Genomic DNA, 21778 nt, shown 5'->3' with positions numbered 1-21778 from the left:
TCAAGGCGGAAGGGAGATCAGCGCGGCCCGAGGGCGCGCCGGATCTTCTGGTCGGTGTGGTACTGGCTGACCGCGTAGGCGGCCCAGATGGCGGCAGGCAACCAGCCGATCAGGGTGATCTGCAGGATCAGGCAGACGATGCCGGCCAGCGGTCGGCCGATGGTGAAAAAAGACAGCCAGGGAAGAATCAGGGCGATCAGCAGGCGCATCAAGGGGTCCTCGCCGGGCTTACATGTCGTGCTTGTTCAGGTCGTAACCGGCGGCCTTGTACTGGCGCCAGCGCTCGCGCAATGGTTCGCGCGCTTCCGGATCGGCCGGAACCACTTCCAGCACGCGCTCGCACTGGCCCAGCCAGGGCTCGTCGCGCAGGTTGATCACCAGCGGACGCGCCGGTGCTTCGGTGCCGGGCACGGCGATCAGCACCAGGGCCTCTTCCTCGTCCATGTCCTCGCCGGCGATCTGGTGCGGGATGTAGGCATCGTTGTCGAACGCCCACAGCAGCTCGTCCAGTTCCTCGGCCTGGGCCTGGTCACGGGCCAGTACCAGGGTGAACAGCCCGGCGTCATTGGCCTTGCGTGCCAGCTCGCAGACCAGGCGCAACGGCTCGGTCAGGAAACGGGGCTTGGCGATCAGGTAGAAGTCGGCGCGGGGCATGGCAGGGTCCGGGTCAGGCAGGGGCCCGGCAGTGCCGGGCGAGGCCCTGGCCGGCGCAGGCCGGCCAGGGTCGGGTACGGCATCAGGCGCGGGCAACCTGGTCCAGCAGCCACTGGCTCAGCAGGCCGACCGGGCGGCCGGTGGCCATGCCACGCTTGCCTTCATCGCTGGCCACGCCGGCGATGTCCAGGTGGGCCCAGCGCTGGCCTTCGGCGAAGCGCGACAGGAAGCAGCCAGCGGTGATCGCACCGGCCCAGCGGCCGCCGATGTTGTAGACGTCGGCGAAGGTCGAATCCAGCATCGGCTGGTACTCGTCCCACAGCGGCAGGCGCCAGGCGCGGTCGAACACGTGCTCGCCGGCGGCCAGCAGTTCGTTGGCCAGGTCGTCGTGCTTGCTCATCAGGCCGGCGGTCTGGTGGCCCAGGGCGACCATGCAGGCACCGGTCAGGGTGGCGACGTCGACCAGCGCGGCCGGCTCGAAGCGCTGCGCGTAGGTCAGCGCGTCGCACAGGATCAGGCGGCCCTCGGCGTCGGTGTTGCCGACTTCGATGGTCTTGCCCGACATCGAGGTGATCACGTCGGACGGACGGTAGGCGTTGCCGTCGATGGCGTTCTCCACCGCCGGCACCACCACCACCAGGTTCAGCGGCAGCTTGGCCTTGACCGCGGCGACGAAGGTGCCGATGACGTTGGCGCCACCGCACATGTCGTACTTCATCTCTTCGATGCCGCCCTGGGTCTTCAGGTTGACGCCACCGGTATCGAAGGTGATGCCCTTGCCGACCAGCACGTACGGCTTGGCGTCGCCGCCATTGTTCCACTTCAGCACGACCAGGCGCGGGCGGTTGGCCGAACCACGGGCCACGGCCAGCAGCGAGCCCATGCCCAGCGCTTCCATCTGGTGTTCGTCGAGGATCTCGGCTTCGGCGCCTTCGTGTTCGCCGGCGAACTTCACGCCCACTTCGGCCAGATAGGCCGGGGTGCAGTAGTTCGGCGGCAGATTGCCCAGTTCGCGGGCGAACTCGACACCGGCGGCGATGGCCTGGCCCTGGGCCAGCGCCTGGGCGTCGTCACCGGCCACGGCCAGCTGGGCCAGGCCGGCATCGTCGGCCTTCTTCTTGCCCAGGGTGGCGGTGTAGCGGTAAGCGGCGTGATCGGCGGCAATCACCGCCTGGCGGATCGCCCAGGCCGCGTCGCGGTCCTTGATGGCCACTTCGGACAGGGTGAACAGTGCGCTGCGGGCAGCACCGGCCTTCAGCGCGCGCACGGCGTCGCCGATGGCCTTCAGGTACTGCGGCACGCCAAAGCGGGCGGCTTCGCCGAGGCCGACCACCAGCACGCGCGGGGCAGACACGCCCGGCAGGTCGTGCAGCAGGGTGGTGGCGCCGGTCTTGCCGGACAGGTCGCCGCGCTGGGCCAGGGCGGCCAGGCGGCCACCACTGGCGGCGTCCAGGGCCTGCGCAGCCGGAGTCAGGGTATGGTCGGCATACGCGCCGACCACCAGGCAATCAACGGTGGCGGCGGCCGGAGCAACGTGGTTCAGGGTGAATTCGAGGGCCATTGAGCAGATTCCATTGGCGAGTCCGTACAATCGCAGGCCGTTTACGCCCAGACAGTAGACTGGGCGGCACCGCGAACGAACCCCAGAGTTTAAACCACCGCCCCATGCTGAAGCTCGACCGATACCTGCTGGGCGATTTCGTCCAGAGTTTCCTGGCTACCCTGATCGTCCTGCTGGTGGTCAGCGTGGGCGGCGTGCTGGTGGACATCCTTGGCAACATTGCCGACGGGCGCCTGCCGGCCAAGCTGCTGTTCTCCCAGCTGGGCCTGCAGTTCATCGCCTACCTGCCGCTGATCCTGCCGCTGGCGCTGATGCTGGGCCTGCTGCTGGCCATCGCCCGCCTGTACCGCGACTCGGAGATGGCGGTCATCACCGCCATTGGCGTGGGGCCCAAGCGGCTGCTGCGGCCGCTGCTGATGCTGGTGGTACCGGTGGTGCTGCTGGTCGGCACCTGCTCGCTGTGGCTGGGCCCGTGGGCCGGCCGGGTGGCCGAGCAGATGATCATCGAGGCCAACCGCAGCGTGCTGATGGCCGGCCTGGAGCCGGGCCGCTTCACACCGCTGCCCAATGGCGGCGTGGTCTATCTGTCCTCGATCTCGCCCGACGGCACCGAGCTGGGCAAGGTATTCCTGCAGCGGCAGAAGGATGATCGCCTGGAAGTGGTGTCGGCCAACAGCGGCCGCATGTACTTCGAGGGCACCCGCCAGCGCTTCCTGGAGCTGGATGACGGCCACCAGGTGGAAGGGCCGGTGGCCGGCGCGCTGGACTACCGCCTGGCGACCTTTGCCCGCAACGATGTGGCCCTGCCCGATGGCGCACAGACCCGCACCGAGGACGACCCGGAACTGATGCCAACCCTGGAGCTGATCGGCGATGCGCGGCCGCAGGCACAGGCCCAGCTGCACCGCCGCCTGGCACCGCCGTTGATCGCGCTGGCCTTCGCCCTGCTGACCGTGCCGCTGGGCCGCAGCTCGCCGCGCCAGCAGCGCTACGGGCGCATGATGCTGGCGCTGCTGGCCTACATGGTAGGGACCAACTTGACCTTCATCGGCGCCGGCTGGATCGCCGACGGCAAGATTCCCGGCGCGCTTGGCCTGTGGTGGCTGACCCTGCCGCTGCTGGCATTGGCCATCTGGATGTACGTGCGTGATGGCCGCCTGGCCCGCCCGAAGGGAGCCCGCGCATGAAGCTGCGCCCGATGCGTTTCGACTTCTACCTGGGTCGTGCGGTGTTCACCACCGTGCTGCTCACCTGGGCCGTGCTGACCGGCCTGGACGTGGTGATGGCCTTCTCCGGTGAGTTCAAGGACATCGGCAAGAACGGCTACACGCTGGGGCATGCTGCGGCGTGGGTGCTGTACACCGTGCCCCGCCGTGCCTATACCTTCTTCCCTACCGCGGCAGTGATCGGCGCGCTGATGGGGCTGGGCCAGCTGGCGGCCACCTCCGAGCTGACCGCGCTGCGCGCGCTGGGCCTGTCGCGCAAGCGCCTGAGCGTGTCGGTGGCGATCGCCCTGTCGCTGCTGACCGCGGTGATGGTGCTCAGCGCCGAGACGCTGGGGCCATGGGGCCAGGACCGCGCCGATGCGCTCAAATCCAGCGCCAAGTGGGGGCGGGATATCTCCAGCACCCGCTATTCCGGTCTGTGGGCACGCGAGGGCGATACGTTCCTCAACGCGCAGAGCGGCGAGGAACAGCTGGTCGGTGACAAGGGAACCCGGTTGATCCTGCGCGACGTGCGTCTGTACCGCATCGCCGAGGATGGCCGGATTGCCTCGTTGACCCACGCCGCCACGGTCGAGCACGACAAGGACGGCTGGGCGCTGACCGGGGTGCGTCGAGACACCTTCGGCGAGCGCTCGGCAACCCGCCAGGAAGTGGCGCGTGAACCCTGGAACTCGAAGCTGGATCCTGCCGCGCTGGCGACCGGCATCGCCAAGCCCCGCAACCTGAGCGTAGCCGAGCTGAGCACCAGCATTGCCTACCGCGAGCGCAACGGGCTGGATGCGCGTGATTTCGAGGATGTGTACTGGAGCCGTTGGTTCTACCCGGTGAACGTGCTGGCGCTGTGCCTGGCGGCGGTGCCGTTCGCGTTTGGTTCGCTGCGCAGTGGCGGCATGGGCAAGCGCCTGTTCCTGGGCATCCTGTTCGCGCTGGGCTTCTGGCTGCTGCAGCTGTTCTTCGGCCGCATGGCCGGTGCGCTGAAGTTCGATTACCGCATTGCCTATGCGCTGCCACCGATCGTGATGCTGGCGGTGTCCGGCCTGCTGTTCCGGCGCAAGTCGGGCTGATTCTGGTTGTCGTAGCGTTGTTGTAGCCGAGCCTGTGCTCGGCTACAGACAGCGCATCACCGCTTCGGCATGCGCACCACGCGGGTGCCACTGGCGCGGTCATGCCAGGTCAGGCGTTGGCGGTCGACCCAGGCCCACCAGAATCCCAGCCCGCCCAGCAGCAGTGACAGCGTGCCGACCGCGAAGCGCAGCCACAGCTGGCCGCGCCGCAGCGGCGTGCCATCGCTCGATTGCAGTTTCAACCGCCACGGACGCATGCCCAGCGTCTGTCCGCCACGGCGCCAGCTGGCCGTGGCGTACCACCCCGTGATTCCCCAGCACACCGCCCACAGCAGCCACTGCCAGGCACTGAAGGGTGCGATGTTCTCGCGCTGCGCGTGGCCGCTGAAGGTGTAGGCAAGGGTGAACAGCGTACCGGCCAGCATCCACAGCGCCAGCACCGGCAGTGCGTCGTAGACCATCGCCAGCACGCGCCAGGCCAACAAGGCACGTGGGCGGGGCATTTCGGTAGCGGCCGCAGGGGCCGTGTCGGTGGCAGGGCGGGACATGCGCCGAGCATACGCAAAGCTGGCCGTGCCCGCAGTGGCCCTCGTATCCTGCACGCATGGCCCTTGTTTCCACCCCCGCCGAACGCCGCCAGCTGGTCCAGCAACTGCCCGAGCTGCGCGCCGACGACAGCGTGCGCATCCAGCGCTTCCTTGATGCGATCTGGGCCGAGAACGGCCTGGCCCGCGCCACCCTGGACAGCTACCGGCGCGACCTGGAAGGGCTGGCGCGCTGGATGGATGGGCGCGACGGCGGCCTGGCCGGCATCGAACGTCCCGGGCTGTTCGACTACCTGGCCTGGCGCACCCGGCATGGCTGGTCGCCGCGCAGCAATGCGCGCCTGCTGTCGGCGCTGCGGGCGTTCTTCGCCGATGGCGTGCGCCGTGGCGAACGCAGCGAGGACCCCAGTGCGCTGCTCGACCCGCCGAAGCTGCCACGGCTGTTGCCCAAGGCGCTGGCCGAAAGCCAGATCGATGCGCTGCTGGCGGCACCGGACATCGACAGTCCGCTGGGCCTGCGCGATCGCGCCATGCTGGAACTGATGTATGCCGCCGGCCTGCGCGTGAGCGAGCTGGTGCTGTTGCCGGCGACCGCAGTCAACCTGCGCCAGGGCGTGTTGCGGGTCACCGGCAAGGGCAGCAAGGAACGGCTGGTGCCGCTGGGCGAGGAATCGCAGCATTGGCTGGAGCGTTACCTGCAGCAGTCGCGCCCTTTGCTGGTCGGGAAGGGCAAGGTGCACGCGCTGGCCGATGGGCAGACGCCGTTGTTCATCGAGCCGACGCTGCACGCGCTGACCCGGCAGGCGTTCTGGCACCTGGTCAAGCGCCACGCGCAGGTGGCCGGCATCGACCCGGCGCGGATCAGCCCGCATGGCCTGCGCCACAGTTTCGCCACCCATCTGCTCAACCGCGGTGCCGACCTGCGCGCGCTGCAGATGCTGCTCGGACACAGTTCGTTGTCGACCACCCAGATCTACACCCTGGTGGCGCGCGAGCATCTGCAGAAGCTGCACGCCCGCCACCATCCGCGCGGCTGAATCGCTGCCCGGGGCCGTGCCGGGCGTCGCGGCCCGGCTCCGGTGGCTGTGTCAGAATCCGGGATCTTCTTCTGTTGCGGATCGCTCCATGCTCCGATTTGCCATCGCCGCCGTGTTCGGTGCGCTCAGCCTGACCGCCTGCGCCCAGCCGGCTCCGCCGGCCACCAAGGCGCCTGCTGCTGCGGCCAAGGCCAGCCCGGCCGCCAACGCGCCGGCCGACCAGGCGGTACGTGCCGCGTTGACCGCACTCAATCCGGGTTTCCAGGTGGATTACATCGGTGCCGCGCCGTTCCCCGGCTTCCGCGAGGTCGTCGTCTCCGGCCAGCTGCTGTACGTGTCCGATGATGGCCGCTACCTGTTCCAGTCGCAGCCGTACGACACCCGTGCCAAGGGCCCTGCCAACAGCGAAGGCCTGCTCGGCTATCGTCGCGGCCTGCTGGCCAAGGCCAACCACGGCGACCGCATCGTGTTCGCTGCGCCGAACGCGAAGTACACCATCAGCGTGTTCACCGACATCGAATGTGGTTACTGCCGCAAGCTGCACCAGGACATCGCCGAGCTCAACCGCAACGGCATCACCGTGGAGTACCTGGCGTTTCCGCGCATGGGCCTGGGCAGCAAGGACTACACCGACATGATTTCAGTCTGGTGTGCGGCCGATCGTCGGCAGGCGCTGACCAACGCCAAGCGCGGTGGCGGCGTGCCGGCCAGGAACTGCACCAACCCGGTGGCGATGCAGTACGCGCTGGGCCAGCAGCTGGGCGTCAACGGCACGCCGGCGATCTTCGCGCCCGATGGCACCCAGCTGGGCGGTTACCTGCCGCCGGCGCAGCTGCGCGCCGCGTTGGACAAGCTGTCCGGGAAGCGCTGATCGCAGCCGACCTTTTCCTGTAGAGCCGGGGATGCGTGCCGCATCCCCGGCTTTTTCCTTATTTCAGGCCATCACTGACCGCCTTGGTCAGCGTGCCCTGCGCATCGTCACCGCTGAACTCCCAGACGAACGCGCCGCCCAGGCCCTGGGTCTTCACGTAACCCATCTTGCGGGTGATGTTGGCCGGGGTGTCGAAGCTCCACAGCGTGCTGCCGTTGTAGATCCAGGTGGCACCGGCGGTGTTGTCGGTGTAGCCCGGCCACGCCAGGTTCTTCAACACCTTCCAGTCCTCGATGCCGGCTTCATACGTGCCCGGGGCGGCACCGCTGGCGGTCTGGTACAGGCCGTTGTTGGCATTGGCCACACCGGTCCAGCCACGCCCGTAATAGCCGATGCCCAGGTTGAGCTTGGCGGCGGGCACGCCACGGCTGATGAAGGCCTCGATGGCGTCATTGCTGTTGTACAGCTTCTGGTCGCCGGTGGACGGATCATTCGGCGAATCGAACAGCGCCGACTGGTGATTGGTCTTCGCATCCCACGCGCCGTGGAAGTCGTAGGTCATCACGTTGATGTAGTCCAGGTACGGGTGGTACGCGGCCGGATCGGTGACGCGGATCTTGTCGATGCCGGCACCCACCGCCACCGTCAGCAACAGGCCCGGACGCACCGCATCGAGCTGGCGGCGGAACTCGGCCATCAGCGCGGTGAAGTTGGCGTTGTCCTCCGGCTTGCCGCATTCGATGCCGCAGGCCACCGGGTATTCCCAGTCGATGTCGATGCCGTCGAACACGCCCAGTGCGGCACCGGCGCCACCGGCACCGTCGGTCACCGGCAGGTTGCCCTTGATGTAGGCGTCGATGCACGAGGCGACGAAGGCCTGGCGGTTTTCCGGGCGCGCCGCGCTGGAGAAACCACGCGACCAGGTCCAGCCACCCAGCGAGATCAGCACCTTCATGCCCGGGTACTTGGCCTTGAGCTGCTTGAGCTGGTTCCAGTTGCCGCGCAGCGGCTGGTCCCAGGTATCGGCGCTGCCGCTGACACTCTCGGCGGCACTGAAGGCCTTGGTGTAATCGGCGAAGGCATCGCCACCGGCACCGCTGTTCGGATCCGATGGCTGGGTGACGCCCACTTCGCAGCGGTTGTTGCGCACGTTGCCGAACGCGTAGTTGATGTGGGTCAGGCGCGCGGCCGAGCCGCTGCTGTCGATGTTCTTGACCCGGTAGTTGCGGCCGTAGATGCCCCACTGGGTGAAGTAGCCGATGACCCGCTTGCCGGTGGTGCCGCCGTCACCGGCCAGCGTGGTGGCGCTGATCTCGGTGCCCTGTGCCGACGCGTTGCCGGCGTTGTCGCGGGCGCGCACGCGGTAGCGGTAGGTGGTCGACGCGGTCAGCCCGCCATCCACATAGCTGGCGCTGGACGGCGAACCGACCAGGCTGCCGTTGCGGTACACGTCGTAGCCAGCCACGCCGCTGCCACCGGTGTTGTCGGTGGACGGGCTCCAGCTGAGCGCGATGCTGTTGGCGGTGCGCGTACCGGCCGCCAGCCCGCCCGGCACGCTCGGTGCGGTGGTATCGCCACCGGCGGCGTTGACGGTGATGGTGATGGTCGCGGTGCTGCTGGTGGCGTTGTTGTTGTCGGTCGCCACTGCGCGCAGGGTGTGGCTGCCGGCGCTGGCATTGGCCCAGCTGGCCGCATACGGCGCACTGGTGGCTACGCCCAGCGTGCTGCCATCGCGGAAGAACTCGACCTTGGCGACGCTGCCATCCGGATCACTGGCGTTGGCGGTCACGTTGACCGTGCTGCCGGCGCTGAAGGTGGCGCCGTTGGCCGGCGAGGTCAGGCTGACCACCGGCGGCTGGTTGCTGCCGCTGCCATCGCAGGCGCCAAGGTTGGTGTAGTAGGGCGCACCGGCCGGATGGTCCGGCGGCGCGTTCCAGATGTCCTGGTTCGCCCGATAGAGGACGCCTCCTTTCTGCAGGGTATCGCCGGCGCGGTAGATCTTGGCCTGGTCCCACTGGGCCACCCCGGCACAGCTGGCGGCCTGCGCCAGGCCGGGCAGGGCGGCGGTACCGGCGGCCAGGGCAAGCAGCCAGGCCAGTCGGCGGGGACGACAGCTTCGGGTCGAACGTTCGGCACTGCGCACAATCGGGTCGTACATGGGTAAGTCTCCGATCAAAGGGCGCGCGGGCCCCGATGGCGCCGCGCGTGACGCAGGTCCGGGCGTCGCCCGGGAAGGCGACGGAGGGGCCGGACGGAGGCACCTGGGAGGCCGGGGAGAGAGTCCGGCGCCAGGTAGGGACAACGTTGTCATCAATCGCGTGGTCAATCCGTGAGCAAGCGCATGGTTCCGGGATCCGGGCGGAGGGCGGCGCTGCGCGCGGTGGGCGGCCATCGGCGGAGCCCCTCGTGGCTGGGGCTTTCCGCGAACAGCGGATTTCTGGGGGTTGGCCGGGCGGGTGGGCTGCGCAGGGGACGCCGTGAATACGTCCCTGTAGGCTCGGGCGCGCCATCCATGGCGCTTACGCCCCTGCGCAGCTCGCTCTTCAAATGACTGATTTGTGTTGTTCCCTGGTTGCCGGCCAGCGGCCGGCACTACCGCAGAGCATCCACGCATGGCGTGGATCTACCGCAGATCGCGGGAAACTGTCGGAGGCGGGGTGGGTCCGGTGGCGGGGGTGTCCGCGGCATGGATGCCGCGGCCAAGCCCCCAGGGACGGGTTTACGGCGTCCCCCGCCACCGGCCCCCCCCCGCCATCCCACGGGAACCCAGCTTTTGCTTTGGCCGTTGCCGTTGCCGTTGCCTTGGCTTCGGCGGGTGCCGGGCGCCGCCCGGCCAAAGCCCACCCCCCGCTTCCGGTACAATGTCGGGCCCGTTTCCCAACTACGGTTCCCCGGACATGATGGTCCTCGAGGGCGCGCCCGCCCTGTCGCCGTTCCGCCGCGAACGTCTTGAATCCCGCCTGCAGTCCATCGCTCCCTCCCTGCGCATCAGCGGTGCCTGGCACGTCTACTTCGTGCAGCCCAAAGGCAGCGCCGCCCCTGACCTGACCACCCTGTGCCGCATCCTCGAAGCGGCGCCGCAGGCCGAAGCCGTGGCCGACGGCGCGGTCAGCCGCATCGTGGTGCCGCGCCTGGGTACGCTGTCGCCGTGGTCGAGCAAGGCCACCGAACTGGTCCGCGGTGCCGGCCAGCCGGTCAGCCGGGTCGAGCGTGGCCTGCGCATCGACGTGCAGGGCTGGCCGGCCGATGCCGCCGCCCAGCAGGCGCTGGTCAAGGCGCTGCACGACCCGATGACGCAGTCGGTGCTGGAGACCGTGGAACAGGGCCAGGCGCTGTTCTCGGCGCCGGCCCGGGGTGAACTGGAGCGCGTGCCGGTGGACCAGCTGGAGGCCGCCAACCAGCGCCTCGGCCTGGCCATGGCCCAGGACGAGATCGACTACCTGCGCGAACGCTTCACCGCGCTCGGCCGCGCGCCGTCCGACGTCGAACTGATGATGTTCGCGCAGGCCAATTCCGAGCACTGCCGCCACAAGATCTTCAACGCCAGCTGGACCATCGACGGCCAGGAACAGGACCGTTCGCTGTTCCGGATGATCAAGAACACCCACCAGCAGACCCCGCAGCACACGCTCAGCGCTTACAGCGACAATGCCGCGGTGATCGAAGGCCATCCGGCCTCGCGCTACCGCCCCGATCCGGCCAGTGGCGAATACCGCCGCGAGCCGCAGGTGCCCAGCGCGTTCCAGATCAAGGTGGAGACGCATAACCATCCGACCGCGATCGCGCCGTTCCCGGGCGCATCGACCGGCAACGGCGGCGAGATCCGCGACGAAGGCGCGACCGGCCGCGGCGGCAAGCCGAAGGCTGGCCTGTCCGGGTTCTCGGTCTCGCACCTGCGCATTCCCGAGCTGCCGCAGCCGTGGGAAGCGCCGCGCGCGCTGAACCCGCGCATGGCACCGGCGCTGGAAATCATGACCGACGGCCCGCTCGGCGGCGCAGCGTTCAACAATGAGTTCGGCCGCCCGAACCTGCTCGGCTACTTCCGCAGCTTCGAGCTGCCGGAGGGCGCCGATCTGGTGCGCGCGTACGACAAGCCGATCATGCTGGCCGGTGGCCTCGGCGCCATCGACCGCGTGCAGGTCGACAAGATCCAGCTGCAGGCCGGTGATGCGGTGATCGTGCTGGGCGGTCCGGCAATGCTGATCGGCCTGGGCGGCGGCGCCGCCAGCTCGGTGGCCTCAGGCGAGAGCGCCGAGGACCTGGACTTTGCCAGCGTGCAGCGCGACAACCCGGAAATGGAGCGTCGCTGCCAGGAGGTCATCGACCGCTGCGTGGCGATGGGGGCCAACAACCCGATCAAGTTCTTCCACGACGTCGGTGCCGGTGGCCTGTCCAATGCCATCCCCGAGCTGCTGCACGACTCCAAGGTTGGTGGTGTCATCGACCTGGGCAAGGTGCCCACCGACGATCCGTCGCTGTCGCCGATGCAGCTGTGGTGCAACGAATCGCAGGAGCGCTACGTGCTGGGCGTGGCCCAGGAGCGCTTGGCCGAGTTCGCTGCGCTGTGTGCCCGCGAGCGCTGCCCGTTCGCTGCGGTTGGCGTGGCCACCGCCGAGGAACACCTGGTGGTGGCCTACGGTGCCGTGCCGGGCCACACCCCGGCCGATGCATCGATCGACCTGCCGATGGACGTGCTGTTCGGCAAGCCGCCGAAGATGCACCGCGACACCGCGCACCCGCCGGCCCCGCGCTGGCCGGCGCTGAAGACCGGCGGCCTGGACCTGCAGGAAGCCGGCCTGCGCGTGCTCGCGCACCCGACGGTGGCTTCGAAGAATTTCCTGGTCACCATTGGTGACCGCAGCGTCGGCGGCCTGACCGCGCGCGAACAGATGGTCGGCCCGTGGCAGCTGCCGGTGGCCGACGTGGCGATCACCCTGGCCGACTTCGACGGCGTGGCCGGCGAAGCGATGTCGATCGGAGAGCGCACGCCGCTGGCCCTGCTCGACGCCGCTGCGTCGGCACGCATGGCGGTGGGCGAAGCGCTGACCAACCTGTGTGCGGCCCCGGTCGATGCGCTGGATGAAATCAAGCTGTCGGCGAACTGGATGGCCGCGGCCGGCCACCCGGGCGAAGACGCGCTGCTGTACGACGCGGTGAGGGCGGTGGGCATGGAACTGTGCCCGCAGCTGGACATCAGCATCCCGGTGGGCAAGGACTCGCTGTCGATGCAGGCGCAGTGGCACGACCAGGGCGAAGCGCACAAGAGCGTGTCGCCGGTGTCGCTGGTGATCTCGGCCTTCGCGCCGGTGGCCGACGTGCGCCAGCAGCTGACCCCGCTGCTCGACCGCGACGTGGACAGCGAGCTGTGGCTGATCGGCCTGGGTGCCGGCAAGCAGCGCCTGGGCGGTTCGATCCTGGCCCAGGTGCATGCCGACCACGGCGACCTGCCGGCCTTTGCCGGGGCCGCGCCGGACCTCGACGATCCGCAGCGCCTGCGTGGCTTCTTCGAGCTGATCCGCGATGCGCGCCAGTCTGGCCTGCTGCTGGCCTACCATGACCGCAGCGATGGTGGTGCCTTCGCCGCGCTGTGCGAAATGGCGTTCACCTCGCGGCTGGGCCTGGACATCACCCTCGATGCCTGGGGCGATGATCCGTTCCGCAGCCTGTTCAACGAAGAACTGGGTGCGGTGGTGCAGATCGCGCGCGAGGACCGCGCTGCGTTCGCCGACCTGGTCGAACGCCACGCACTGACCGAATGCGCACAGCGCATCGCCAAGCCGACCACCGCGCCGGTGGTGCGCGTGTCGCTGGGTGGCGAGAACCTGGCCGAGTGGCGTTGGGACGCGCTGTTCGACGCATGGTGGTCGGTCACCCACGCGATGCAGAAGCGCCGCGACAACCCGGCCAACGCCGATGCCGAGCGCGAAGTTGCCCGTGCCTTCACCGCGCCGGGACTGAAGCCGAAGCTCAGCTTCGACCTCAACGAAGACGTGGCTGCACCCTTCATCAGTACCGGCGCGCGTCCGCGCGTGGCCGTGCTGCGCGAGCAGGGCGTCAATGGCCAGATCGAAATGGCCAACGCCTTCGAACGTGCCGGCTTCCGCGCCTTCGACGTGCACATGAGCGACCTGATCGAAGGCCGCGTGGCACTGCAGGACTTCACCGGCCTGGTCGCCTGCGGCGGCTTCAGCTACGGCGACGTGCTCGGTGCCGGCCGGGGCTGGGCCACCTCGATCCTGGAGCGCAGCGCACTGCGTGATGCCTTCGCCGCGTTCTTCGCGCGCGAAGACAGCTTCGCGCTGGGCGTGTGCAACGGCTGCCAGATGATGAGCCAGCTGAAGAACATCATCCCGGGTGCAGAGCACTGGCCGCAGTTCCGCCGCAATGCCAGCGAGCAGTTCGAAGCCCGCACCGCGCTTCTGGAAGTGGTGGAGTCGCCGTCGGTCCTGCTGCGTGGCATGGCCGGCTCGCGCCTGCAGGTGGCGGTGGCACATGGCGAAGGCCAGGCCGTGTTCGACAATGCCGTCGACCAGGCTGCCGCACGTGTCTCGCTGCGCTACATCGATGGCCACGGCAACGTTGCCAGCCAGTACCCGCTGAACCCGAACGGTTCGCCGGACGGCATCACCGGCCTGACCAGCACCGATGGTCGCGTCACCATCATGATGCCGCACCCGGAGCGCACCCCGCGTGCGCTCAACCTGAGCTGGGCACCGGCGGAATGGCAGGGTGATTCGCCGTGGATGCGGATGTTCCGCAATGCACGGGTGTGGTGCGGCTGATCGCATCGTTCCGCGCAGGCCGCAATGCCACCGCGTATGGAGAAACCCGCTGCTTTGTCGGCGGGTTTTTCTTTGCGCGCGTGAAATTCCTGATCTGCCCGCTAGTTACATCCGTTTTCATGCGCCAACAGTTCGTCACGCATACCTAACAAAATGCTTTTATAAACACGTGAAATGGTGAACTGCTTCACGGCAATAGGATTTGTCGTGTCAAAGTCTTGACGATCTGCAAAGTTGCCGTTAACACTTGAACCCCGTTTCAGAACCATTCATTCCGCAGTAACCGCTTGGCGCACGCGCTCGGTTTTCTGTCGCTGCGCGCCGTTCGGCAATACCCGCAGTAAATCACGCGAATAAACGCCCCCAGGGGACGTTGGACCAGAAGGTCCGGCGGTGGCGTTGCTTTGCCCAAAACCAGTCCAATCAGGAGCCGTACCGATGAATCGGATTTATCGCAAGGTCTGGAACAAAGCATTGGGTCAGTTGGTGGTGGCCTCGGAACTGGCTTCCTCCGACAGCGGCAGCGGCGGGGTGGTCGACCAGCGCCGCAATGCGACTCAGGCCACGCCCGCCCTGCTGGCGGTGGCACTGGGCCTGGTAGTGGGATTGGGCATGAGCGGTTCGGCCGCCGCACAGTCGGTGCAGATCGGTGGCAGCGCCACCTGCGTCGCATTCAGCGGCAAGCTGCTGGAAAAGTGCCTGATCGAAGGCTCGGCCAGTGCCAAGGGCAGCAACGCGGTGGCGATCGGCGGCAACAGCAGCGCAAGCGCGGCCAACAGCGTGGCGCTGGGCGCCGGCTCCAAGGCTACGCGCGCCAACACGGTGTCCGTCGGCGATACCGGCAAGGAGCGGCAGATCACCAACGTGGCCGCCGGTACCCAGGGCACCGATGCGGTGAACAAGGCGCAGCTGGATGCGCAAGCGCGCGCCACGCAGGCCGCACTGGCGGACGTGGCCGCAGATGGAAACCGTTATTTCAAGGCCGACGGCGCAGGCGATGACAGCGACGCGGCGAAGATCGAGGGGCAGGGCGCAGTTGCGGCCGGCGCCGGTGCACAGTCGCTGGCCAACGCCACCACCGCCATCGGCACCCAGGCCATTGCCGCTGGCCTGGGCGCAAGCGCGTTCGGCCAGGGTTCCTTGGCAATCGGCGATGCCAGCGTGGTGGTCGGGCAGAGCGCTGCGGCATTCGGTCTTGGCGACACCGCAGTCGGCGCAAGCGCTACCGCAGCCAGCGAAAACGGTGCGGCCACCGCACTCGGCGCCCTGTCCGAAGCCACCGCCGATGGCGCCACTGCCGTGGGTGGTGGTGCCGTGGCGATGGGCCCGGGCAGCACCGCACTGGGCCGCGGCGCCACTGCAGCCAACGAAGCATCGATCGCGGTGGGTGCGTTCAGCACCGCCGTCGGTGAATACAGCACCGCGCTGGGTTCGAACTCCGCTGCGGTTGCCACCGGCAGCGTGGCGCTGGGCGCCGGCTCGCTGGCCGACCGCGTCGATACTGTTTCCGTGGGCGCTGCCGAATATGGCCTGACCCGCCAGATCACCAGCGTGGCCGCCGGTACCGAAGACACCGATGCGGTCAACGTCGGCCAGTTGAAGGACGTTGCCGCCGTGGCCGATGCCACCGCCAAGCGTTTCCAGGCCAACGGCAGCAGCGACAGTGATGCCGGCGCGCTGGCCGAGGGCGACGAGGCGCTTGCGGCCGGTGAGGCCGCCAATGCGATCGGCAAGGGCGCGACGGCCGTGGGTGCCGGTGCTGCGGCCGTCGCGCAGAACGCCACCGCCGTTGGCAACAACGCACTGGCCTCGGGCCAGAACAGTGCAGCGTTCGGTAACAACGCGCAGGCCAATGGCCCGGGCAGCGTTGCCGTGGGTGGCGCTGCGGTGGATGCCGATGGCAACCCGCTGATCACCAGTGGTGGCGTGCCGGTGGAAACCGGCGCCACCAGTGCAGGTGTCGGTGGCACTGCGGTCGGCGCCAGTGCCGAAGCCAGTGGATTTGCAGCGTCGTCGTACGGTGTCGGCGCCTATGCAGCCGGTGCGCAGGCGTCGGCGTTCGGTGCCGTCGCCAATGCCATCGGTGATTACTCCACCGCGCTGGGTACGCAGAGCAACGCGACCGGCACCAGCAGCGTGGCCATCGGTGGCCCGGCCGACCTGATTCCGGGCCTGGGCTTCTTCGTACAGACCCAGGCCAGCGGCGAAGCGGCGACGGCCGTCGGTGCCGGCGCCATCGCCAGTGGTGACCGCGCCGTGGCCAACGGCAGCCTGAGCGAAGCCTCCGGCGCCGAAGCAACCGCAGTCGGCTACTTTGCCTATGCGCCTGGCGAGAACGCCAGTGCACTGGGCGCACAGACCTGGGCCAGCGGCGCGCAGAGCACCGCCGTGGGCTACTACGCCACCGCACGCGGGGCCAACAGCGTTGCGCTCGGTGCCAACTCCGAAGCGGTGCGTGCCAACAGCGTGGCGGTCGGCAGTGCCGGCAACGAGCGGCAGATCACCAGCGTCGCCGCCGGCAATGAAGCCACCGACGCGGTGAACAAGGCGCAGCTCGACGCCGTGGCCAGCACCGCCGATACCACTGCGCGCTTCTTCCAGGCCCAGCCGGAAGCAGGCAGCGATGCCGGTGCAATGGCCGAGGGCGAAGGTGCGGTTGCGGCAGGTTCGTCGAGCAATGCGATCGGCGCCGGTGCAGTTGCGCATGGCGCAGCGGCCTCGGCCATCGGTGACGACGCCGTGGCGGTGGGTCGCAACAGCAACGCCACCGGCAATGGCGGTGTTGCCATCGGTGGCCTCGGCCAGGCCTACGATGAGTACAACCAGCCGATCATCGATGCCGACGGCACGGCGCAGCAGGTCGGCACCACTGCGGTTGCGGACGCAACGGCGGTTGGCAGCGGTGCGCAGGCGACCGGTGCCGCCAGCAGTGCGTTCGGCAACGCCGCCAAGGCCAGCGGCGACAACAGCTTCGCGGCCGGCGGCAAGTCGCGTGCGACCGGCAGCTACGCGGTCGCGGTCGGCGACAGCGCCTTCGCCAGCAGTGATGACAGCACCGCCGTTGGCGGCTACAGCTGGGCCACCGCCAGTGGCGCCAGCGCCTTCGGTTCCGGCGCATGGGCGACGGCCACCAACGCGTCGGCGTTCGGCAATGCGGCGTGGGCCAGCGGCAGCGGCGCGACCTCCATCGGTTACAACAGCTGGGCCAACGGCGCCAGCTCCACCGCCGTCGGTCGCGGTGCCTTCGGTTATGGCGACAACAGCGTGGCGCTGGGCTTCCAGGCGCTGGGCAACAGCCTCAACAGCATCGCCATCGGCACCAACACGGTGGCCGGTGGCGAAAGCGCGATCGCACTCGGTGCCGGCAGCAACGCCAGCGCCAGCAATGCCGTTGCACTGGGCGCCGGCTCGGTCGCCAACCGCGCCCGCAGCGTTTCGGTCGGCAGCGACGGCAACGAGCGTCAGGTCACCAACGTCGCTGCCGGTACCCAGGCGACCGATGCGGTGAACAAGGCGCAGCTGGATGCCGTGGCAGGTGCAGCAGCCACTACCAGCCGCTTCTTCCAGGCCAGCGGCAACGGCGACGATGTGGCCGGTGCGCTGGTGGAAGGCGACAACGCATTGGCCGCAGGCGATGCGGCCAACGCCATCGGTAATGGCGCCACCGCACTGGGCAGCGGCGCCAACGCGCTGGCCAACAATGCCCAGGCGCTGGGCTTCAATGCATTGGCCACTGCGGCCAACGCCAGTGCCGTCGGTGCCAATGCGCAGGCCACGGGCGAGTACGCCACCGCGCACGGTGCGGAAAGCGAGGCCAGCGGGGAGCAGAGCGCGGCGTTCGGCGCGGCCAGCATCGCCAGCGGCGCAGGCAGCACCGCTACCGGCGTGCTGTCCGAAGCCTCCGGCGAGGAGGCCGTGGCGGTGGGCTACTTCAGCAACGCCAGTGGCAGCGCCTCCACCGCGGTCGGCAGCGAGAGCGTCGCCAGTGGCACCGCGTCGGCAGCGTTCGGCATCGGTGCCGAAGCAACCGGCGGCTACAGCACCGCCATCGGTGGCTATGCCCAGGCGTCGGCCTTCAACGCCACCGCGTTCGGCAACTTCGCCAATGCCTCCGGATCCAACAGCGTGGCGCTGGGCGGCGACGCGGAAGCGTCCGGTGCCTACAGTACGGCCACCGGCCAGGGCAGCCTGGCCACCGGCACCAACAGCGTCGCAGTCGGCGGATCGCTGTTCGGCGTGCTGGCCACCGAAGCATCGGGCAACTACTCCACCGCCGTCGGTGGCGGCGCCTGGTCCGGCGGCATCAACAGCACCGCGCTGGGCAATGCGGCCGAATCGCGCGCTGCCAACAGCGTGGCGCTGGGTGCCGATTCGATCGCCGACCGTGACAACACGGTGTCGGTCGGTGGTGGTGGCAATACCCGCCAGATCACCAACGTGGCCGATGGCACGCAGGGCAATGATGCGGTCAACAAGAACCAGCTCGATGCCGTAGCCGCGGCAGCGGAAAAGACCAGCAAGCAGTTCCAGGCCAGCGGCAGCGCCGATGGCGAAACGGGGGCGCTGGTCGAGGGGGACAACGCGCTGGCGGCCGGTGATGCGGCCAACGCCATCGGCAACGGCGCCACCGCGCTTGGCAGCGGTGCCAACGCGCTGGCTGCCAATGCCACGGCCGTGGGCATTGATGCATTGGCCACCGGCAACAACGCGGCGGCGCTGGGCAGCACCGCACAGGCCACCGGCGACGACAGCCTGGCGCTCGGCACCGGCGCCAGCGCCAGCGAGCTCGGCGCCAGCGCAGTCGGTGCGCGTGCACAGGCGAGCGGTGCCTACAGCACTGCAAACGGCACCGAGTCCAACGCCAGCGGCACGCAGGCACTGGCCAGCGGCTTCCGCAGCACGGCCTCCGCCGATGGCACCACCGCCGTCGGCGGCTATGCCGAAGCCACCGGCCGCCTCGGCACTGCGCTGGGCTACGGTTCTGCGGCCAGTGGCGCCAACACCACGGCGGTTGGCTTCGGTGCCGCCGCCGCCGGTACCGGCGCAGTGGCTGTCGGCCAGTCCAGCGAAGCCAGTGGCGAAGAAAGCGTGGCGATCGGCGGCAGCACCTTCTTCGGCCTGATCCCGTCGCGTGCCAGTGGCACAGGGGCGGCCGCATTCGGCGCGGGTGCGTGGGCCACCGAAGACTACGCCACGGCCATCGGCTGGAATTCGTGGGCGGATGCGGCGGATGCCACCGCGTTGGGTGCCAGCGCCACCGCCAGTGGATTGAACAGCGTGGCGCTCGGTGCCGGTTCCAAGGCTGAGCGCGACAATTCCGTGGCCGTGGGCACGACGGGCGGTGAGCGCCAGGTGACTCACGTGGCGGCGGGTACCGAGGCCACCGATGCAGTGAACAAGGGCCAGCTGGATGCGGTCGCCAGCGTTGCCGACAAGACCAGCCGCCAGTTCCAGGCGAGCGGCAATGCCGATGGCGAGGCCGGCGCACTGGTGGACGGCGACAACGCACTGGCCGCCGGCAACGCGGCCAATGCCCTCGGCAACGGCGCCACCGCACTGGGCAGCGGTGCCACGGTGGTGGCGGCCAACGCCACTGCGGTAGGCGTCGACGCATTGGCTACGGCCGAGCAGGGCGTGGCCATCGGCAGCGGTGCCAGCAGCACCGCAAGCGGGGCAGTCGCACTGGGCGCACAGAGCAGCAGCGGGGGCGCCGCCAGCATTGCGATCGGCGCGCAGTCGCAGTCGCAGGGCATCGGGGCGACCGCCGTCGGTAGCCTCGCCGAGGCCTCCGGTCTGGCTGCCACTGCAGTGGGCTATGGCGCGATCGCCGATGGCCGCGAAACCACAGCGGTCGGCAACTTCGCCCAAGCCAGTGGCTGGCGCGCCACGGCGTTCGGTGCAGGTGCCAGCGCCGGCTTCTTCGGCACCGCCGTGGGCAGTGCCGCGCAGGCCGCCGATGTCTCTACGGCGGTGGGCCAGGGCACCATCGCGCAGATCGCAGGCGCCGGCTTCGGTGTACAGGCCAGGGCCGGTGAGTACGGCACCGCACTCGGCAACAACGCCGCCACCGGATTGAACGGCGTGGCGGTCGGCTTCAACGCACTGGCGGGACAGGATGCAGGCAGCGTCAGCGGCGGCCAGTACACCACCGCCATCGGCAGTGAGGCATGGGCGACCGAGGACGGCGCCACCGTGGTCGGTTACAACAGCTATGCCCAGGCCACCAACGCGACGGTGCTCGGCAGCAACACCTGGACCACCAAGGACGCCGGCAACAGCGTCGCGCTGGGGGCAGGCTCGCTGGCCGACCGCGCCAACACGGTTTCGGTCGGCGCCGCACAGGATTGGGTCGATGCCGCCGGAGTCACCCACAGCGCGATCAACCGCCAGCTCACCAATGTCGCGGCCGGTACGCAGGCCACCGACGCGGTGAACAAGGGCCAGCTCGATGCAGTGGCCGCTACCGCCGATGCGGTCGGCCAGCGCTTCAAGGCCAATGGTTCGGGTACCGCCAGTGCCACCGGCACCGACGCCGTGGCCATCGGCGGCAATGCCAACGCCAGTGGCAGCCGCAGCAATGCGCTGGGCAGTGGTGCCACGGCCCTCGGCAATGCAGCGTTGGCACTGGGCGCAAACAGTGGCGCCAGCGGCAACAACTCGGTGGCACTGGGTGCCGGTTCGCGCGCGCTTGAGGCCAATGTGGTCTCGGTCGGCGGCGGCAACGGCACGGCCGGCCCGGCCACGCGGCGCATCGTCAACGTGGCCGACGGCCGCATCGCCGCTGGCAGTACCGATGCCATCACCGGTTCCCAGCTCAACGTCACCAACCAGCGGGTGGGCGCGGTGGAAACCCGCGTGGGTGATTTCGATTCGCGCATCGCCACGGTCGAGACCACCGCGGCCAGTGCGGTTGGCTATGACGATGCCAGCCGTGACCGGCTGACCCTGTCCGGTTTCCAGGGCACCACCATCGACAACGTCGGTGCCGGCAGCATCGCCGCAGGCAGCCGCCAGGCGATCAATGGCGGGCAGCTGTTCCAGTCGCTCAGTGATGCCGCCAGCTTCCTCGGCGGTGGCGCCAGCGTCGGCATGCAGGGTGTGTTCGTGGCGCCCAACTACGTGATCCAGGGCGCCACCTACAGCAACGTCGGCGATGCGCTCGGTGCGCTGGACCGCAAGGTCAGCGAGATTGACCGTCGTACCGCGGGTGGCACGCGCGCAGGTGCTTCCAGCCTGCGCGCAATGAGTGCGTCGCTGGATGAAAGCCCGCTGGCCAGCGTGGCCGACGCACCGGCAACGGCCGATGCCGCACCGGCCGGTACCGCGCGCGTGCAGGGCACGCCGACGGTTGCTGCGGCGGGGGCCGGCATTCCGGTCGGTACCCCGGCGACAGGGGTCAATGCCGTTGCGATGGGCGAGGGCGCCGTCGCCAGCGGTGCTTCGTCCACGGCCATCGGCCAGGGCGCCAGCGCCACTGCGGCAAACGCCGTGGCACTGGGCCAGGGTTCGGTTGCCGATCGTGCCAACACGGTCTCGGTGGGCAGCGAAGGCAACGAACGCCAGGTCACAAACGTCGCCGCTGGCACCACCGCTACCGACGCCGTCAACAAGGGCCAGCTTGATCGTGGCATGGCCACGGCCAACAGCTACACCGACAGCCGCGTGCAGGCCGTTGCCGACAGCTTCGATGTGTTCAAGGGCGAGATCGATGGACGCCTGCGCCACATGGACCGCCGCATCGACCGCCAGGGCGCGATGAGTGCCGCGATGCTCAACATGGCCACCAGTGCCGCCGGCATCCGCACCCAGAACCGTGTGGGTGTCGGCATCGGTTTCCAGGGCGGCGAATCGGCGCTGTCGCTGGGTTACCAGCGTGCGATCAGCGATCGCGCCACGGTCACCTTCGGCGGCGCCTTCAGCAGTGACGACAGTTCGGTCGGCGTCGGTGCCGGCTTCGGCTGGTAAGCCACTCCATTGCGCCGGCGGCCACCCACGCCGGCGCCGTACCTGCAATCAGGGCCTGGGGGGAGGTCACGGC

General features: G+C 69.0%; 11 protein-coding genes. 6 read left to right on the top strand and 5 right to left on the bottom strand.

All coding sequences use genetic code 11. The features are described 5' to 3' along the window. Positions 1–17: 17 nt before the first annotated feature. From V3B30_RS19665 to V3B30_RS19655, 3 genes are all read right to left on the bottom strand, one after another. Positions 18–209: a YqaE/Pmp3 family membrane protein gene (locus V3B30_RS19665; protein WP_094000477.1), complete on the bottom strand. Its 192-nt coding sequence runs from the start codon at positions 207–209 to the stop codon at positions 18–20. 19 nt (positions 210–228) lie between these two features. After that, positions 229–654, bottom strand: coding sequence for a DNA polymerase III subunit chi (locus V3B30_RS19660; RefSeq protein WP_005415211.1), 426 nt, complete (start codon positions 652–654; stop codon positions 229–231). An 82-nt stretch (positions 655–736) separates the two neighbouring features. Beyond that, positions 737–2215 carry a leucyl aminopeptidase gene (locus V3B30_RS19655; RefSeq protein WP_262083076.1) on the bottom strand — a complete coding sequence of 493 codons (1479 nt, stop codon included), beginning with the start codon at positions 2213–2215 and terminating at the stop codon, positions 737–739. 104 nt (positions 2216–2319) lie between these two features. Between V3B30_RS19655 and lptF the strand changes: the two genes are divergently transcribed. Continuing rightward, on the top strand, positions 2320–3402 hold the full coding sequence (lptF, locus tag V3B30_RS19650; protein ID WP_262083077.1) for an LPS export ABC transporter permease LptF: 1083 nt from the start codon (positions 2320–2322) through the stop codon (positions 3400–3402). Next, on the top strand, positions 3399–4505 hold the full coding sequence (gene lptG / locus V3B30_RS19645; RefSeq protein WP_262083078.1) for an LPS export ABC transporter permease LptG: 1107 nt from the start codon (positions 3399–3401) through the stop codon (positions 4503–4505). The genes lptF and lptG overlap by 4 nt, the downstream gene beginning before the upstream one ends. Positions 4506–4561: 56 nt before the next feature. On the opposite strand, the gene V3B30_RS19640 is transcribed toward lptG, so the two are convergent. Then, on the bottom strand, positions 4562–5053 hold the full coding sequence (locus tag V3B30_RS19640; protein WP_262083079.1) for an RDD family protein: 492 nt from the start codon (positions 5051–5053) through the stop codon (positions 4562–4564). Between the two features lie 56 nt (positions 5054–5109). Here V3B30_RS19640 and xerD point away from each other — a divergent pair, with 56 nt between their 5' ends. Continuing rightward, complete coding sequence (gene xerD / locus V3B30_RS19635) at positions 5110–6087, top strand: site-specific tyrosine recombinase XerD (protein ID WP_046428433.1); 978 nt, start codon at positions 5110–5112, stop codon at positions 6085–6087. 88 nt (positions 6088–6175) lie between these two features. Then, on the top strand, positions 6176–6958 hold the full coding sequence (locus V3B30_RS19630; protein WP_262083080.1) for a thioredoxin fold domain-containing protein: 783 nt from the start codon (positions 6176–6178) through the stop codon (positions 6956–6958). Positions 6959–7016: 58 nt separating this feature from the next. On the opposite strand, the gene V3B30_RS19625 is transcribed toward V3B30_RS19630, so the two are convergent. Continuing rightward, entirely contained in the window at positions 7017–9116 is a 2100-nt protein-coding gene (locus V3B30_RS19625) for a glycosyl hydrolase family 18 protein (protein WP_262083081.1), read from the bottom strand. 739 nt (positions 9117–9855) lie between these two features. Between V3B30_RS19625 and purL the strand changes: the two genes are divergently transcribed. Both purL and V3B30_RS19615 read left to right on the top strand, forming a co-directional pair. Then, a complete protein-coding gene (gene purL / locus V3B30_RS19620) occupies positions 9856–13740 on the top strand; it encodes a phosphoribosylformylglycinamidine synthase (RefSeq protein WP_262083082.1) in 3885 nt (1294 codons plus the stop codon). Between the two features lie 438 nt (positions 13741–14178). Then, complete coding sequence (locus V3B30_RS19615; RefSeq protein ID WP_262083083.1) at positions 14179–21705, top strand: ESPR-type extended signal peptide-containing protein; 7527 nt, start codon at positions 14179–14181, stop codon at positions 21703–21705. Positions 21706–21778 lie beyond the last annotated feature (73 nt).

It is taken from the genome of Stenotrophomonas sp. SMYL41 (genome assembly GCF_036319965.1).
Taxonomy (GTDB): Bacteria; Pseudomonadota; Gammaproteobacteria; order Xanthomonadales; family Xanthomonadaceae; genus Stenotrophomonas; species Stenotrophomonas maltophilia_R.
This window is presented reverse-complemented; position numbering and strand designations above follow the sequence as displayed.

What these genes read in the sequence shown, in the direction of transcription:
- purL (WP_262083082.1), top strand. Translation starts at nt 9,856, where the DNA reads ATGATGGTCCTCGAGGGCGCGCCCGCCCTGTCGCCGTTCCGCCGCGAA.
- lptF (WP_262083077.1), top strand. Translation starts at nt 2,320, where the DNA reads ATGCTGAAGCTCGACCGATACCTGCTGGGCGATTTCGTCCAGAGTTTC.
- V3B30_RS19660 (WP_005415211.1), bottom strand. Translation starts at nt 654, where the DNA reads ATGCCCCGCGCCGACTTCTACCTGATCGCCAAGCCCCGTTTCCTGACC.
- V3B30_RS19630 (WP_262083080.1), top strand. Translation starts at nt 6,176, where the DNA reads ATGCTCCGATTTGCCATCGCCGCCGTGTTCGGTGCGCTCAGCCTGACC.
- V3B30_RS19615 (WP_262083083.1), top strand. Translation starts at nt 14,179, where the DNA reads ATGAATCGGATTTATCGCAAGGTCTGGAACAAAGCATTGGGTCAGTTG.
- lptG (WP_262083078.1), top strand. Translation starts at nt 3,399, where the DNA reads ATGAAGCTGCGCCCGATGCGTTTCGACTTCTACCTGGGTCGTGCGGTG.
- V3B30_RS19655 (WP_262083076.1), bottom strand. Translation starts at nt 2,215, where the DNA reads ATGGCCCTCGAATTCACCCTGAACCACGTTGCTCCGGCCGCCGCCACC.
- xerD (WP_046428433.1), top strand. Translation starts at nt 5,110, where the DNA reads ATGGCCCTTGTTTCCACCCCCGCCGAACGCCGCCAGCTGGTCCAGCAA.
- V3B30_RS19665 (WP_094000477.1), bottom strand. Translation starts at nt 209, where the DNA reads ATGCGCCTGCTGATCGCCCTGATTCTTCCCTGGCTGTCTTTTTTCACC.
- V3B30_RS19640 (WP_262083079.1), bottom strand. Translation starts at nt 5,053, where the DNA reads ATGTCCCGCCCTGCCACCGACACGGCCCCTGCGGCCGCTACCGAAATG.
- V3B30_RS19625 (WP_262083081.1), bottom strand. Translation starts at nt 9,116, where the DNA reads ATGTACGACCCGATTGTGCGCAGTGCCGAACGTTCGACCCGAAGCTGT.